The following is a 16794-nucleotide window of genomic DNA, read 5'->3' as shown; positions in this document are numbered from 1 at the left end:
GATCAGGCTGCGTCACGGATCATGTTCCGTGCGATGATGAGTTGCTGAATCTGTGTCGTGCCTTCGTAAATTCGAAACAGGCGCACATCCCGGTAGAACCGCTCCACTGAATATTCGGACATATAGCCTGCGCCACCATGAATCTGGACCGCGCGATCGGCGACCCGGCCAACCATCTCGCTGGCGTACATCTTGCAACATGCCGCTTCCGTCGACACGTCTTGACCGGAGTCACGTCGACGTGCGGTCTCCTCGATCATGCAACGGGCGGCGAATGCCTCGGCCTTGCTGTCGGCTAGCATCGCTTGAATAAGCTGCTTCTCCGCAAGCGCCTCACCGAACTGCCTTCGCTCCATGGCATAGCTCAGGCTGTCCCGGATAAGCCGCTCGGCGGCACCGACGCATACGGCAGAAATATGCAGACGACCGCGGTCGAGTACTTTCATTGCCGTCCTGAATCCCTGGTTTTCGCGATCCGGACCACCGATGATCGCGGATTCGTGCACTCGTACATCCTGGAAAATCACATCGCATGTGTGCGTCCCTCTCTGGCCCATCTTGCGGTCACGAGCGCCGAATGTGATGCCGGCTGTATCGCCATCCACGAGGAAGGCTGTAACTCCCGAAGAGTTTGTCGATCCCGGCTTGGTGCGTGCGAAAACTGTGAACAGTCCTGCGTGCGGCGCGTTTGTTATGAAACGTTTGGTCCCATTTATGACGTAATGATCGCCATCGCGCTTGGCAGATGTGGAAAGCGAACCGGCGTCAGAGCCCGCATCGGGTTCGGTTAAGGCAAATGAAGAAATCAATTCTCCCGTTGCCAGTCGAGGCAAGTAGCGCTCTCGTTGTTCGGCGGTGCCGTCGATGATAATCCCTTGCGACCCGATGCCATTGTTCGTTCCGATCAGTGACCGGAACGCCGGGGAGGCCTGACCGAGTACAAATGCAGCTTTTACCTCTTCGGTCATGGTCAAGCCGAGGCCACCATATTCCTGAGGTATCGACATGCCGAATAGGCCCATGATCCTGATTTCCTCGGTGAGAGCCGGTGGAATTGCATCGTTTTCGGCCACCTCGGCTTCGCACGGGACGAGCCGCTCGCGGACAAAGCGATCCAGCGTGTCGAGGAACTGTGAGAGTGTATCGTCATCCAGGGGCATCAAAATGTTTCCAAAAGCTCAGGGCGAAATCGCGCTGATGTTGCGGACAAGGTCTTTCAGCCGAGCAGAAATGTCGGTTTCGATCCAATCGCGTGATAGGTGGGACGCCGCCCCGCCGCAGTTGAAGGCTAAAACAGGCGAACCGTCTGAGGGGATGAAGGGCACAGCTACGGAGTTAACATCCGTCTTCCATTCGCCAATCGAAAGGCAATATCCGTGTTTCGCGTGGGATTCGAAAGCGTCATATATCCCGCGCTCGATCGCGGGCCAGCCATGGCCTTCATGGTCTTGAATTTCTTGAAGGATTTCAGATCTGAGATCTTCGGATATACCCGCCAGGTACGCACGACCAATCGCCGTGGTCGCAAGTTTGATATGAGCCCCCACTTCGATCGCGAGTGTAACCGGGTTTGGACCGCGGCAGCGTTCCAGATAAACCATGGTCAGGCGATCTCTGCCCGCAACCGCAACGGGCATACCCGAGTAGTTCGCCAGCTCCTGCATATATGGCTTGGCCAACTGCAAGGTCGGCATGCCAGCCAGGCAGGAATATCCTAGAGAAAGGACGGGCGGAGCGAGGCGGTATCGGGCTGTTTCCGGATTGAAGCTCAGGTACCCAAGACGATGGAGCGTGTACGTCAGCCTGGAGATGGTCGACTTGCTCAAGCCGGTCCGGGCGGCAAAGTCACCGTTGCCTAAGGCCTCACCCTCCTTTCGGAAAGCGCGCAAAACTTCGAGTCCACGTCCCAACGCGACCACGAAATCGCGATCTGTATCACCGACTTTTGAAGGCTCCTTGCGCGGTCGCACCGCCATACTCCTCTCGCTCCGGTCGTTGCCGGCTTGAAATGCTTCTAAGCACGGAGTAATGCTTCTGTCAAGTTTGCGGAATATATTTCCGCACAGCGGAATATTTTATTTGAGATGCTAGTGCGGCATGGACGCTGGCACTCAAGGTCGGAGAGGGTCGTTATGACGCAACATGATTATACAGACATTGGATTGTTCATTGCCGGCGCGTGGATCGATCCAGGAGAACGTGAGGCACAGCCAGTCATCAATCCGGCCACGGCACAGCAGATTGGCCTGATGGCGATGGCAACATTGGAAGATCTTGAGGCATCGGTTCGATCCGCCCAGGCGGCTTTTGATGATTGGAAGCAACGTTCGCCGCTCGATCGGAGCGCCATCTTGCGGCGGTTCGCGGACCTGCTTCGTGAGAACGAAGAATCAATTGCTACGGCCATTACCTTGGATGAAGGGAAGCCGCTGGCTGAAGCGCGCGTTGAAGTACGGGCCTCGGCCGATCATGTCGATTGGCATGCCGAGGAAGGGCGCCGCATCTATGGCCGAGTGATTCCTTCGCGCTCTCCCACTGTACAACAGCTGGTCCTGCGTGAACCAGTGGGGGTATGCTTGGCGATTACGCCCTGGAATTTTCCACTGAGTCAGGCGGTACGTAAGGTCGCGGCCGCGTTAGCTTGCGGTTGCACGATGATCCTGAAAGGCCCTGCAGAAGCTCCGTCCGCATGTTTGGCCATCGCCCGTTACCTTCAAGAAGCTGGGCTGCCCGATGGGTGCCTCAATCTTGTGTGGGGCAATGCGGCGATGATTTCAGAAACGTTGGTGGCCCATCCTGACGTCCGCAAAATTACTTTCACCGGATCGGTTGAAGTCGGCAAGAATCTTGCTGAACTCGCGGGTCGCCACATGAAGCGCACCACAATGGAACTTGGCGGTCATGCGCCGGTCCTGGTTTTCGACGATGCCGACGCAGAGGGCGCTGCCCTGGCATTGGCTAGCAACAAGCTGCGAAACGCCGGACAAGTCTGTATTTCACCGACCAGGTTCTTCGTGCAAGCGGGCGTCCACCAACGCTTTGTCGACGCGTTGGTTGACGTCTTCGCGAGTGTCAAGGTAGGCGATGGGCTCGAGGCGGATGTTCAAATGGGACCGCTGTGCCACGCAAGGCGGATTACGGAAATGGAGCGGCTTGTTGAGGACGCGCGCGCTGGCGGAGCCGCAGTCCTGGCTGGTGGCGCACGACAGGGAAATGCGGGCTATTTTTTCGCACCGACCATCGTCGATACCATGGGTGATCGCATCGCACTGATGCGGGATGAACCATTCGGGCCAATTGCCGTTGTTTCGCGCTTTGGTGATATGAGCGATGCTATCGATCGGGCAAACACATTGCCGTTCGGCTTGGCTTCCTATGTCTTTACCAGTTCGCTTGAGCGGGCCGATCGTGCCGCCGCCGCCCTCCAGGCCGGCATGGTCAGCATCAATCACTTTGGACTGGCATTACCTGAAACCCCGTTCGGAGGAGTCCGTGACAGCGGCTACGGCACGGAAGGCGGTAGCGAAACCTTTGACGGCTACCTCAACACGAAATTTGTTTCGCGATTTGCAGGCGTTTGCGCATGAGCGATGTCATGATGGTGCGGATCGAACGCCGCGATCGTACTGCACCCGATCATCGACAATCCCTGGGAATCCTCGACATGCGAGGGTCCTCTACACGAAATGTTGGCAATGCAGCAAAGGGACTTGCCCGGTCCGATGTGCGCTATGGCCTTGGTTGCGACGTGTGTTGGCGTCGGCGGACAGAGCGTTTGCTCCTAATGTGACAGCAATAAACGACAACGGAACGCGCAGGGAAATTCAAGACGTCCTCACCAGCGCAACCTAGCGTCTCCTCCTGATCACGCCTCACATCTGTCTGCCTCATGCGACGGGCAGCGGTGGAGTACGGCGTTCGCAAGAATTTGGATGGAGAGGAAAATGGCAGAAAATCGGGAAGCAGATTTCCTGCGCGAGCTGTACCAGGATTGGAGCGACCGAATGGTCGCTGATCCTGAAATGTCCATCGCAGGGCTGCGCAGTATGTTCGACGAGTGGGGCAAGCCCGCACGCGAGCCGGAAGGGGTAAGCTACAAGTCAGATGAAATTGGCGGTGTTCCAGGCATATGGGCATTCCCGCGAGATGCAGATCTCTCTCGCGTCATACTCTACACCCACGGCGGAGGTTTCGCGGTCGGTTCAGCTGATAGCCATCGCAAGCTTGTGGGGCATCTTGCGAAAGCTCTGGGCGTATCAGCTTTCATCCTGGACTATCGACGATCGCCCGAATTTCCATTTCCGGCCCAGATCGAGGATGCGGTTGCGTCATATTTGGGCTTGATCGAAAGAGGCATAGAGCCCCGGCACATAACAAGTGCGGGTGACAGCGCCGGCGGCAATCTTGCCATTGCCATGGTTCTTCAACTTCGAGAACTTGGCGAGCAGCTTCCTGGAAGCCTCATCGCGTTTTCGCCCTGGCTGGACATGGCGTTGCGTGGTGCCACGCTGGAGACAAACGCCGCAACGGATGCTCTCGTTGGCAGGCCGATACTGGAAGGTATGATCGCCATGTTTCTTGGCGACGCGGCCAGTCCGCTAAATCCGCTGGCGAACCCGCTCGAGAACAGCTTTCGGCGATTCCCTCCATTGTACGTCAATGCGGGCGGCGCCGAGACATTGCTAAGCGACGCCGAAGCCTTGTGCGAAAAGGCACGGAGCGAAGGCGTTTCAGTCGCGTTCTCGGTCGTCCCTGGCATGCAGCATGTCTTTCCAGCTCTCGCCGGTCGAGCCGCTGAAGCTGACGAGGAACTGCTCAAGATCGCCGCTTGGTATCACTCACTTTGACACGCGCGAAAATCCATTTCGCAGCAACGGTTTGTGCGGGAACCCCGCTCTGGAGAAAATAATGATCAGCAATGTAACCGCGACAAAAACCCATGGTGCCGATTTCGACGCGATTGTCATCGGCGGAGGCTTTGGAGGACTCTATGCGGTCCATAAGCTTCGCAATGAGCAGGGTCTTCACGTGAAGGCCTATGACAATGCGAGCGACGTCGGGGGAACCTGGCACTGGAATCGTTACCCCGGAGCCCTTTCCGATACGGAGAGCTTTTGTTACCGCTTTTCGTTTGACAAGGAACTTCTTGATCAAGGCAGCTGGCAGTCTCGATACCTTACGCAGCCCGAGATTCTCGAATATCTGAACGGCGTCGCTGACCGCTTTGATCTGCGCAGCAGCTATCAATTCAATACGAAAATCGTGTCAACCCGCTTCGACGAGGCCACCGGCTTGTGGCACGTTTTGACAGATAAGGGGGAGTCGGCATCGGCGAAGTATCTGATCACCGGCCTGGGGCTGCTTTCGGCAATAAACAAGCCACGATTCGCCGGCATCGATGAATATCGCGGCGAAGTTTACCATACTGGCGCTTGGCCAGAAGGCGCCGATCTGAGCGGAAAGCGTGTCGGCATTATAGGAACCGGCTCTACAGGCGTTCAGGTCATCATCGCGCTTGCGCCCATTGTGCAGCATCTGGCCGTGTTTCAACGATCGGCCCAATATGTGGTTCCTATTGGAAACTGGCCCGAAGACACCGAGACGATCGACAATTATAAGGCCAACTATGACGAAATCTGGAAACAGATTAAGCGTTCACAGGTTGCCTTTGGCTTCGCCGAGAGCACAACGTCAGGACTAGATGTCTCCGAAGCCGAACGAGACCGGGTATTCGAAGAAGCCTGGCAGCGAGGTGGCGGCTTCCGCTTCATGTTCGAGACATTCACCGATGTCGCAACCAGTCATGACGTAAACACGTCCGCTGCCAACTTCATCAAGCGGAAAATTGCCAGAATTGTGAAGGATCCGGACATTGCCCGGAAACTGATGCCTAGCGATCTTTATGCCAAACGCCCCCTGTGCGCAACGGACTACTACGGAGTCTATAATCGGAAGAACGTGTCGCTGGTAGACGTCAAGGAAGATCCGATCACCGAGTTCACGGCAAATGGCGTTAGCCTGGCCAGTGGTATCGAGCACGAACTTGACGTCGTGATTTTCGCCACGGGATTCGATGCGGTCGACGGGAACTATACGAAGATCGATATTCACGGGCGCGGCGGTGTAACCATTCGCGAAAAATGGGCCGATGGTCCCTTGGGGTATCTCGGAATGATGGAGGCCGACTTCCCGAACATGTTCATGATCCTCGGCCCGAATGGCCCATTCACAAACCTTCCGCCGAGTCTCGAAAGCCAGGTTGACTGGATTGCCGACGCGATCGCCACCATGGAAGCCGACGGCCGCTCCACGATCGAGCCGACACAGGCCGCCGAAGACGAGTGGGTAGAGACGTGCCGGACAATTGCAAATATGACACTCTTCCCGAAAGCTGAATCGTGGATCTTCGGAGCTAATATTCCGGGAAAGAAAAACGCCGTGATGTTCTATCTCGGCGGCCTTGGAAATTACCGCGATGCGCTTCAGGCGGTGCGCGAGTCAGGATATGACTCAATGATTTTCGATCGCGAAGCAATTTTGACGTGAGTTCTGCGACGCGACCGCTCGATGGATCGCTCGCCGCGCCAACTCGCAATGCGGCAGAAACGAGATTTGGGAGTCGCGAGACGCCGCTTGTTTTTCGTTCAGTGCCGACCCTCCATGTCGAATGGGGCGTCCATCGCCGCTTGGGACAATTCTTTGCTGAGTGTTTTGCAGAGCGCCGCATCCTGATCGTTACGGACCATCATCTGCGCGCCGCTGGTATCCTGGATCCTGCTTTGGAATCGCTCGAAGGAGCCGGCTTCGCAATAACGGTTTTTGACGGCGTTGTTGCCGACCCACCCGAATCCGTGCTCGCCAACGCTGTCCAGCTGGCGCGTGAGGCGGGCACGAATATCGTTCTTGGCCTGGGTGGCGGTTCATCGATGGATATTGCCAAGCTGGTTGCGGTCCTTGCTGTCTCAGAGCAACATCTGTCCGAACTCTACGGCATAGATCGCGTAAGGGGCAAAAGAGTGCCCCTGGTACAAATGCCAACTACCGCCGGCACAGGGTCCGAGGCAACGAACATATCGATCCTGACCACGGGGGAATCTTCGAAATCGGGAATTATAGCGCAGCAGCTATACGCCGATCGGGTCATCCTTGATGCGGAACTTGCCTGCGGTATGCCGCCGCTCCTCACTGCGGCAACAGGCATCGACGCGATCGTGCATGCCATCGAGGCATATACGAGCCAGAACCGCAAGAACCCCATGTCCGATATGTTTGCTCGCGAAGCCCTCCGGCTCATGACGGGCAACTTGATCACCGCTTGTCGCGTTGGTCATGACAGGGACGCGCGAGAAGCCATGATGCTTGGTGCAAATCTTGCGGGGCAGGCGTTTGCGAACGCGCCGGTCGCGGCGGTCCACGCGCTTGCTTATCCGCTCGGAGGACTTTTTCACATCGCACATGGGCTGTCCAACGCACTCATGCTGATGCCGGTACTTCGATTCAATATGGTAACAGCGGCGGCGCTGTACGCCGAACTTGGCGACGCGGTCTTGGGGCCTACGGCAGCACCGACTGTCGAGAGGGCTGAGGCGTTTGTGTCCTTCATTGGCCAGCTGCTCGTCGATTCCGGTTGCCCATTGCGGCTTCGGGACGTGGAAGTTCCTGAAAAGAGCCTGCCTTCGCTCGCGAGAGATGCGATGCTGCAGACCCGGCTTCTCGTCAACAATCCGAGAGCCATGACGGAACAAGACGCCCTGTCGCTATATCGAGAAGCCTACTGAGGCTACCGAGTTTTCTCCCGAATGGTATTCCCGTTGAAGCGTCTTGCCCAAGGAGGCAGATTGGAAAAAGCGAAACTCCTGTCACGCGGTGCTTACCCTCAATGGGCCAAGATTCAGACGCAATGGGCGGACAATGACGTCTATGGTCATGTCAACAACGCCGTGCACTATGGATGGTTTGATACTGCGATCAACAGCTGGCTGATCGGCAGCGGCCTGCTTCGTCTAAGTGGGGGCAAGCTGATCGGTCTGGTGGTCGAGACGGGATGTAGATATGCAGAAGCAGTCTGCTATCCCGAAGCCGTCGATGTGGGGTTTGGCGTAAGCCATTTGGGGCGAACAAGCGTGACGTATCGCGTTGGCATGTTCCGCGAGCTGAGCGTCCTTGCTGCCGCGGAAGGGCATTTCACCCATGTCATGGTAGATCGTAAGAGCCGCCGACCAGTCGTCTTGCCCGCGCGATGGCGAAAAGTCCTTGCGGCGCAGATGATCGAAACTTGATATCGCATGATGCTCGATCGTCGCTGATCGTGAGCTGACCGGGCGCCTCGGCCGTGGCTCTGCAAAGCGCCACGCTTTCCTAAAATCATCAGTGCGGCCCGGCAGGAATTTATAGCTGCTCTTGCGGCCGGAATGGCCGCGAAATCTTAGGCAATCCCGGTTGCCACCTCGCAGGATTGTTCAACCCATGCGAGCAAGGATTTTCAAGACTGCCGCCCCTCGATGGGCTCTACGCCTTGACGACAAACTAAGTCGGCATTCGCCTTTCCGCAAGCAGCGGGAGACGCGTGAAGAGCCGAACTTTGCAATCGAGGGAGAGAGATGATGAACCTGAAGGCAATTTCGCAGCTTCTATGTGGTTGCGCTTGGGGCATTGCGCTGTTGCCCGGGCAAGTGAACGCCCAGGCGATGGCGAGCAGCGCCGGCGACGTGATCGATCAAGCTTCAGAAGAAGGCCATGGCGACGAGATCATCGTTACCGCACGGCAGAAGAACGAATCCCTGAAGGATGTTCCTGCGTCGGTCTATGTGCTCTCGACCGACACAATCGAAAATACCAAAGCTCGCGTAGCAGTCGATTTCGTGAGCTTGACTTCGGGTGTCACCATTCAAACCGCCACAACCGATCCATCGGACGTGTCCATCAACATCAGAGGTCTGAACAGTCCGCGCGACGCGGAAAACAACATTGCGCTGGTGGTCGATGGCGTTCTCAAGACGAGCATTGCTTCAACTAATGAGCCTCAGGGTGCGCTGGCACAGGTCGAAATTCTCAAGGGGCCACAGGGCGCTATCTACGGTCGGAACGCGTCGGCCGGCGCTATCGTCATTACGACAAAGAAGCCGACGCCGGATCTGTCTGGTCAGATCAAGGGCCGTGTCGCCAACGACAACACATATCTCGTCTCCGGGCTGCTAAGTGGCCCTGTCACAGATGGTGTCGGATTCGTGCTGAACGGCGAATGGACCAAGTCGGACGGATATTATCGCAACACCTTCGTAGGGTCGGATCTGCATCAGAGTGTGTACGGCTATCGCGGCAATCCGGCTTCAGTGGACAGCTATAACAAATTGAACATCTTTGGGCGCATCCTGATTGAGCCCTCGGATGACACCGAAATCGATCTCAAGGCCAATTACGGAAGAAGCCACGGCGGCGCACTGAGTTTCAACGCAGTCTTCCAGATCCCAACACTCGCGCAAGCGTTCAATGACCCGATTTTCAACGCGCCGGTGAGCAAGCACAAGTTCATATTCACGGACGACACCGAGGCTAAGCACTGGCAAAAAACATATGGGGCGTCGATGAGAATTCGGCAGGACCTGGATTTCGGCACATTGATCGGAGTCGTGGCCTACAACAACAACAGGAATGAATATATTGCTGGAGGAACGAGCGGGGCGTTCGGTTTTTTCAACAACGAGCCCACCTGCATCCGCACCAGGCCAGCCACGGCAGGAGTAGTCAACCAGGCGCCATTTACACAGTATAATGCTGCGTTCGGTTTCGCCATGCCCTACTCACCTTCCACCTGCGACGGTATCCAGGGCAATCGTCGCACGCAGAAAGATGTGGTTTCGGAAATCCGGCTCACTGGCGGCGAAGGCACCTCGTTGAACTGGCAACTGGGAGGTAGCTACATCTACATCGATCGACGGGTTTGCGTAAACCTTACTCTCGACACGGGCCAGGGCGGGACGCGTCAGTGCTTCACGACGGACCCGCGATTCCCGACGGAGAATCTCACCGATGACAATTACCGGACCAATGTCTATGCCGTGTTTGCCGCAGCCGACTGGGACGCGACTGACAAACTTCGGCTGGGCGTCGCACTGCGCTACGATATCGAAGCGCGCGACCGCATCAATAATGTTCCGGTAAATGCCCGCACGCGCTGGGTTGGCAATCCGCGTACGGGATATCCGATTGGTACGGCGACCACGCCGTCGAACTATTTCCTCAATCCAGGGCTCGACCCGGCCTATAACCCGTCGGGCGTGATTGCCCCGATTTCGGAAACGTTCAAGCAACTTCAACCGAAGATCACGATCACCTACAAGCCCAACAATGACCTCACGATTTTCGGAAACTGGGGCATGGGATTCAAGGCCGGTGGCTTCAATCCGGCCGGCACCGAGGCAATCATCAATGGCTACTTCAATCCGCCGCCGCCGACAGGCATCAGTGCCGGAATCTCGGTTCCCGATCTCATCAAAAAGGAAACCAACAGCGCATTCGAACTTGGCGTTAAGGGGCGTGTTTTCGATGCGGTGAACTTCGAAGTGGCCGGTTTTCTCACCAACGTGAAAAACATGCAATTCTTTGAATTCTTCGTCGGCGACTTCGGTTTGCTGCGGAGCACCTCCAATATCGACAAGGTGCAGATCTACGGTATCGACGCTTCAATCGACTATAAGATATCGCCCGTCTTCAAGGTTTTCGTGAACGGAAACTACACCGAGAGCGAAATCAAAGCCAATAGCGGCCGTCCTTATACCGTCGGCAACAAATCTCCTGCGACGCCCGATTTCACGATCAACGGCGGCGTGCAGATGAATGCCCCGGTTTCCGACCGGGTCAATCTGGTTAGCCGCATCGATTTCAGAGTTGTCGGTCCAACCCCGTTCCATACCGTTCAACGGAATACGACACCGACCATCTTCGGGTTGCCGGCAACCTATGACAACTCGACGCGGGATACATTTGCGACCGTGAATGCAAGACTCGGTGTGGATGTTGGCAACTTCTCGATTTCTGCGTTCGCTACCAACCTGTTTAACAAGCACTATGTCGAGGACGTGGTGATCGCTCCGGAGTTCGGAGGCGACTTCATTGCAGGTGGCGCGCTCCGCCGGTTCGGCGTCGACGTCTCCTATAAGTTCTAGCTCGTTGGTCCGGTCCGGGATTCCCAAGCATCATTGCTGAGGATCCCGGGTCGCTAAATGCTCGGGAAGACCTGCAGACAGCCAGCGTCTTGCCCACCCTGCACTGGTACCAACCGCGATTGGCAAGACAATATGTCATTGAAGGAATGGATCGATCGTGTCGCTATTTGAACCGTTGACGCTGCCGCGTGGCCCCGCGATGAAAAACCGTTTTCTTCTCGCCCCGATGACCAATCAGCAGGCACGTGACGATGGCACTCTGACGGACGACGAGTTGAACTGGTTGCTCATGCGCGCAACGGGTGACTTCAGCCTGGTCATGACCTGTTGCTCGCATGTGCATCTGAAAGGCCAGGGCTTTCCCGGCGAACTTGGCGTCTACTCTGATGCCTTGATTCCCGGCTTGGAGCGGCTCGCAGGTGCCCTCCGCGGAGCGGGGGCCATATCAAGCATGCAGCTCTATCATGGCGGAATTCGCACGATTACTCCGGATCGCGCGGGACCATCCGCCGCCCCGGAAGATCATGCACGCGCGATGACGGTCGCAGAAGTGCGCGCGACAATTGAGGATTTCATAGTCGCGGCCGAGCGCGCAAAACGCGCCGGCTTCGATGGCGTGGAACTTCACGGAGCCCATGGTTACCTGATCAGTGCGTTCCTGAGCAGCGTCTATAACAGGCGTGAGGATCATTACGGCGGCAGCCCTGAGAAACGACGTCGGTTCCTGCTTGAGATTGTCGATGGAATTCGCGCGCGCTGCGGCGAGGATTTCCAGATCGGCGTTCGAGTTTCGCCGGAGCGTTTCGGCCAGGATGTCGGTGAAACCTCCGAACTGGCCCAGCAGTTGATCGACGAAGGAAAAATCGACTATCTTGATATATCGCTTTGGGACGTATTCAAAGATCCGGTCGATCCCAAATATCAAGGACGCTCATTGATGTCCTATTTCACGGAGCTGGATATGAAGGGGGTCAGGCTTGGTTTCGCGGGTAAGATAAATTCGCATGCCGACGCGACACGCTGCCTTGAGCAAGGGGCGGATTTCGTCGTCATTGGACGCGCGGCGATCGCTCATCATAACCTGCCCAAGCTGTTCAGGGCGAATCCACACTTCATCCCCCAGAAGTTCCCCGTAACTGCCGACTATCTGCGCACCCAAGGCCTTGGAGAAAGCTTCATCGCATATCTTGCAACTTGGCCAGATATGGTGATCAACTACTTTGTGCCGCCCGAGATTCCGCGGTTCGACGTCGAAGAATTCTTCAAGACCGGAAGGAGCGTCAAGCTCGCGGCCGGCTAATCGGCGGCGTTATAAACGCTGGCGCCGCCACCATTGGCAGTTCAGATAGCCGGATGGAGACAAGAATTGGAGCGGATAGGGTGGATCGGCGCTGGCAAGATGGGCTCACCGATGAGCTTTCGCCTGGCGAGACAAGGCTATGCGGTAACGGTGTTCGACCCATCGCATGCCGAAATTGAGCCTCTGATCGCCGAAGGCGGGCGGAGGGCGTCGAGCTTGGCGGAATTGGCTGAAGCGAGCGACCTGATATTTCTCACCATTCCCAACGACCAGGCGCTCGAGCAGATCATCTTCGGCGAAAACGGGATTCTCCCCGCGTTGGATGAATCGAAGCTGCTCATCGAAATGAGCACATTGTCGCCCGCCGTGTCAGCGAAGGTGGCGTCCGCGCTCGCCGCCGCTGGCGCGCGCTATCTGCGCGCGCCCGTTTCCGGCAGCACCGTCATGGCAAAGGATGGGAAGCTCACTGTGCTCGCGTCGGGCAATAGGGACGACTACGCCGCCGTGCTGCCGCTCCTGTCTTGCCTTTCGGCGCGCCAGTTTCTTGTCGGAACAGCGGAGGAAGCCCGCTACCTGAAACTTGTCCTCAACCTGATGTTGGCAGGCACCGCAGCACTGGTCGGCGAAGCGCTGACTTTTGGCGAAAAGGGCGGTCTCTCTGTCGAGGCTATGCTCGATGTCATCTGCGAAAGCGTGGTGGCATCGCCGGTTCTGGACTACAAGCGCGCCATGCTTATTCGGCGCGATTTTACTCCCGCGTTTACGGTGTCACAGATGATCAACGACGTTGATCTCGCGCTGGATTCGGCCAAGTTCGACCACGTCCCGATGGCGCTCAGCGCGCTCGTCCGTCAGCAATATGAAGCCGCCCGCGCACAAGGGCATGGCGCGAGAGACTTTTTCATGCTGCTCGAACAATGCGAGCGTGATGCTGGCTTCGCCATGTAAACGACCACGAACTCCTCCGTCTGATCGACTTCCTCGTCGAAACTCGGTCGCCGATGCCGCGCCTGCTGCCATCCGGCCGGCGATCTCATGGCTGGCTTTCGGGACTATGCCGGCGAAGTTAAATCGTTGCTCGCCAGAGCCGTGGGGATGCGGGAAAGCGGCGAGGCGGAGGCCCATTTACGCGACCTCCTGCCACGCCGCGCTGCGGCGCGATTTGCGCGAGGAACAGAGCCTTAGAACGCTAGGGACTCCCGATGACATGCTTGCGCTTGCATGCCGACCCTACCGATCCGGAAGTGGTCAATATGGCATCGTCTGGGTTGAGGCACGGGGAATGCCAGTGGCCTCGAGCTTCCTTATTTTTCTTGGCACTTTTGCCGGCTCCCCCGATGTAGGGCGGAGCCAGGCCGGGCAATTGATGGCCAAACTCCAGTCGGCGTCGGCTGAATATGGCACGACCTGCATCTCGCCGCGAGACGGACGTCGTGGATGGCTAGGCTAGGGCGTCACCGAGGCTAGCCGTTCACCCCGAAATTTTGACATCGGAAAGAGAGTGCTAGTTGGAATCGGCAGGAAAACCTACAATGCTTACAGTCCAGTGGATTGATTTGATCTTGTATTGAGTCATTCGTTTGTGCGTCCGGAGTCATTCCATGACCATCGATCAACTCACGCCCCGTGAGAAGGAATGCCTGAGGCTTCTTCTAAAACCCATGCGTGCCAAGGAAGTGGCCCGGGTTACTGGCTTATCGGTCAACACTGTCAACGAGCATCTGAAATCCGCGCGGCGCAAGCTGGGGACGACCGACAGCTGGAGCGCAGCCCAGTTGCTTCGCGCCCTCGAGGACCCCATCACTAATTCGGATACCAAAGAATGGGGATCGTCCCCCATGGCGGTTCCTGTCCAGAACAGCGCCACCGACACGTCGGCGTTTGAGCCGGTGATGGTGGAGCGATCGAGCCTGTTTCCTTTCGCAACGAAAGGAAGACCATGGAACGATCTGAGTTTTGGATGGCGTCTTGCATGGCCGCTTCTCCTTTTTGGCGTTATCGCCATCGGAGCGGGAGCAATCATGGCCGTGGCATCGGAACTCTCGCAGCTGACCATCGCCCTCACACGCTGACATCGGATTCACGCATGGCGACGGCCTGGGGCCGCGAGGAGTTATATGTCGATGTCATTTATGGAAAAACGTCAGGTTCAAATGCAGCGCCACGAAGTCGCGGGAGAAATTGTGTCGCGACTGAAGACCTTCGAAATGGATCTTGGCCGCGCCCTTTCAAGCGGTTCCGCGCTTGTCGGCTTGCTGCCGGAGGCGCGGTCGCGAGCCAACGTCTCCGATATCGTTGGCGTGGAGGTGATCAGCGATTTTGTCGCGTCCATCTCGCTCGTCAATCAGGCTATGGGCAAGGCAACAAGCGGACACTTGAACCTCGACGAAATACGCCGCGATCTGCGGATTCCTGAAACGCTTGGCGGCGACAAGATTCCGCTCCCGTCGTGGAGCGCCGTGCAGTCGGCAGCAAGTCCTGAAGAGCCGGATGCGATTGCCGGTTGACCGGGAGCCCCGTAATGCTGACCGTACGCCCTGATGATCAGGATATTGATTTTCAACGCCCTTTACATTGTCTCCAGCCTCTTCGCGCTAATCCGCGGAGGAGCGCCGGAGAGGATAGGGGCCGTCATCCTGATCGTCGACTTTCAACTCAGTGCCTGGGTCGTGGAGCCGATGCAAAGCCGCTTCGCCGGTGTGGAATGGCCTATGTTCGCCATCGACTCCGCTGCCTTCGTTGCGCTCTATCTCTTGTCGCTGGTAACAACCCGGTACTGGCCCGCGTGGATGGCAGGAACGCAGGCCTGCGTGGCATTGTCGCACCTGGCGGGATTGCGCTTGGAGATCATTCCCTGGGCCTATGGTACCGTCGTCGCGGTTTGGGCCTATGCCATGCTGATCATGCTTGTGGTTGCGACCTGCCGCCACCGGCAGCGCTTGCGCCGCTATGGCGCCGACCCCGCCTGGGTTTGGCAACTTTCCGCTTCCTATCGGTCCGGTGCGCCGCATGAGGGGCCGGTCGAGGTCGCGTTGGGCCGCGCCGCAAACTGAAGAAACGCCGCGGCGACCACCGACCGTTCGCCGCGAACGCCGTTGCCTGGAATCTCCTGCCGGATCGGCGGCGCTAAGGCCCCTCTAATGTCAGCATTCGACAGGTCCCCCATTTTGCGATTGTCACCGACCGGCCCGTTGTCGTTGAACGCCGCGCACGAAGAGTTTGTAGTTTCCCATTTCGGCGCTCGGCAGCGACCGTCTAAAGGCGCAAAGACCGCGCGCCTTGCTGTGTGGCAAGTGCGCAAAGCCATGAAGCTGATGGCGGACCATATGGCTGACCCGATCGATCTCGGCGAGGTTGCAAGAAGTTGCCGCGTTTCTCGCGGCTATTTCATTGACGCATTCAATGCATCCACCGGACTGACACCGCATCAATGGCTCATCCGCTCACGCCTTCATCGCGCTCAAGAACTGCTCGGGTCGACGGATCTTCCGCTCGCCGAGATTGCACTTGCTTGCGGCTTTTGCGACCAGAGCCATTTCAACCGCACGTTCGCGCGCCGGACGGGAGAAACGCCGGGTCGTTGGCGACGGATTGCGAGGCGGGCGATATAGGGCTGTGCAAACCATATGCACGAGCTGGCCGAGTATCCCGATCCGGCCGGACAGCCACGTCAATTCTTACTCGCTGATCCTGTAATGTATCGAGTAGCTCGTATTTGCCGATGCCATCGCCCTGATGCAGGGCAGGCCGAAGGACCGATCAGGCCTTTAGTGCAATCAATAATTCAAGCCCGGAGCATGCTGACAGAATGGCGCCCGGCTATTCGCGTGCTGCAGGAAGCTCCGCGGTCGCTTCGCCCTTGAGTCCGCGTTCCACAAGGCCAGCAAGAAACTCGGCGAAGGGTGCGATAATCTGCTTGCTGCTCGCCGCCTCGAGGGACGCCATATATTCCTTGCGCCGTTCGACGTGAATGACGGTCCAGGGATACCGGTCAGACTGGGAGCCGGGACAACCCATGGACTGTCAAAGGCGTCATAACCTGATAAGCCGATCGGGACCCGGTTCGCGGACTCCATCAGGGCCAGCAGTCCCTACCGACTGCATCAACAGGTCGGACAGACGACTGCAACCGACCAGAACGCCGAACATCAATTTATGCTTGCAACGCGGGAGCCATCCACAGACGACAGACCACATTCGGCCGTGCCCGGTCGTTGCCGGCAGTGAAATGGTAAGCGGGGTCTGACGGCCGCCTTGCATGCCGGGCATTCGCCGGGATGATTGCCGCTCTTTGAGCGGGGTGGCGGGTGTCGGACGAGATCGGGGATA

The 16794-nt window shown here is 57.4% G+C and carries 15 protein-coding genes; 12 read left to right on the top strand and 3 right to left on the bottom strand.

The genetic code is table 11. From position 1 onward, the window contains the following. Window positions 1–2: 2 nt before the first annotated feature. Both ATE67_RS16695 and ATE67_RS16690 read right to left on the bottom strand, forming a co-directional pair. A complete protein-coding gene (locus ATE67_RS16695; RefSeq protein WP_058807923.1) occupies window positions 3–1160 on the bottom strand; it encodes an acyl-CoA dehydrogenase family protein in 1158 nt (385 codons plus the stop codon). A gap of 18 nt (window positions 1161–1178) precedes the next feature. Then, window positions 1179–1970, bottom strand: coding sequence for an IclR family transcriptional regulator (locus ATE67_RS16690; protein WP_058807950.1), 792 nt, complete (start codon window positions 1968–1970; stop codon window positions 1179–1181). Window positions 1971–2132: 162 nt separating this feature from the next. On the opposite strand from ATE67_RS16690, the gene ATE67_RS16685 reads away from it, so the two are divergent. The 12 genes from ATE67_RS16685 to ATE67_RS21130 all read left to right on the top strand — a co-directional run bounded on the left by ATE67_RS16685 (window position 2133) and on the right by ATE67_RS21130 (window position 16076). Then, the gene (locus ATE67_RS16685; RefSeq protein WP_082660453.1) at window positions 2133–3587 is read left to right on the top strand and encodes an NAD-dependent succinate-semialdehyde dehydrogenase; all 1455 of its coding nucleotides are present in this window, start codon (window positions 2133–2135) and stop codon (window positions 3585–3587) included. Between the two features lie 357 nt (window positions 3588–3944). Continuing rightward, window positions 3945–4847 (top strand): alpha/beta hydrolase, encoded by a 903-nt coding sequence (locus ATE67_RS16680; protein WP_058807952.1) that lies wholly within the window; start codon window positions 3945–3947, stop codon window positions 4845–4847. A gap of 61 nt (window positions 4848–4908) precedes the next feature. Next, entirely contained in the window at window positions 4909–6546 is a 1638-nt protein-coding gene (locus ATE67_RS16675) for a flavin-containing monooxygenase (protein WP_058807953.1), read from the top strand. Further along, complete coding sequence (locus ATE67_RS16670; protein WP_082660452.1) at window positions 6543–7778, top strand: iron-containing alcohol dehydrogenase; 1236 nt, start codon at window positions 6543–6545, stop codon at window positions 7776–7778. The genes ATE67_RS16675 and ATE67_RS16670 overlap by 4 nt, the downstream gene beginning before the upstream one ends. A 60-nt stretch (window positions 7779–7838) precedes the next feature. Continuing rightward, window positions 7839–8279: an acyl-CoA thioesterase gene (locus tag ATE67_RS16665; protein ID WP_058817807.1), complete on the top strand. Its 441-nt coding sequence runs from the start codon at window positions 7839–7841 to the stop codon at window positions 8277–8279. A gap of 324 nt (window positions 8280–8603) precedes the next feature. Next, entirely contained in the window at window positions 8604–11165 is a 2562-nt protein-coding gene (locus tag ATE67_RS16660; RefSeq protein WP_197411661.1) for a TonB-dependent receptor, read from the top strand. Window positions 11166–11322: 157 nt separating this feature from the next. Further along, entirely contained in the window at window positions 11323–12465 is a 1143-nt protein-coding gene (locus tag ATE67_RS16655) for an NADH:flavin oxidoreductase (protein WP_231728208.1), read from the top strand. Window positions 12466–12498: 33 nt separating this feature from the next. Beyond that, window positions 12499–13413, top strand: a complete 915-nt coding sequence (locus ATE67_RS16650; RefSeq protein WP_331458779.1) for an NAD(P)-dependent oxidoreductase — start codon at window positions 12499–12501, stop codon at window positions 13411–13413. A 653-nt stretch (window positions 13414–14066) separates the two neighbouring features. Beyond that, window positions 14067–14537 (top strand): helix-turn-helix domain-containing protein, encoded by a 471-nt coding sequence (locus ATE67_RS16645; protein ID WP_058807927.1) that lies wholly within the window; start codon window positions 14067–14069, stop codon window positions 14535–14537. Window positions 14538–14582: 45 nt separating this feature from the next. Further along, window positions 14583–14972, top strand: coding sequence for a hypothetical protein (locus ATE67_RS16640; protein ID WP_156417083.1), 390 nt, complete (start codon window positions 14583–14585; stop codon window positions 14970–14972). 33 nt (window positions 14973–15005) lie between these two features. Continuing rightward, window positions 15006–15518 (top strand): hypothetical protein, encoded by a 513-nt coding sequence (locus ATE67_RS16635; protein ID WP_058807928.1) that lies wholly within the window; start codon window positions 15006–15008, stop codon window positions 15516–15518. Window positions 15519–15662: 144 nt separating this feature from the next. Next, window positions 15663–16076 carry a helix-turn-helix domain-containing protein gene (locus ATE67_RS21130; protein WP_231728207.1) on the top strand — a complete coding sequence of 138 codons (414 nt, stop codon included), beginning with the start codon at window positions 15663–15665 and terminating at the stop codon, window positions 16074–16076. Between the two features lie 208 nt (window positions 16077–16284). Here the strand turns inward: ATE67_RS21130 and ATE67_RS22035 are convergent, their stop codons facing one another. After that, entirely contained in the window at window positions 16285–16410 is a 126-nt protein-coding gene (locus ATE67_RS22035; protein ID WP_269433256.1) for a hypothetical protein, read from the bottom strand. Window positions 16411–16794: the final 384 nt, after the last annotated feature.

This window comes from Sphingopyxis sp. H050, assembly GCF_001468265.1.
Taxonomy (GTDB): Bacteria; Pseudomonadota; Alphaproteobacteria; order Sphingomonadales; family Sphingomonadaceae; genus Sphingopyxis.
The sequence above is the reverse complement of the archived record's forward strand: the minus strand, read 5'-3'. Positions and strand labels throughout refer to the sequence as shown.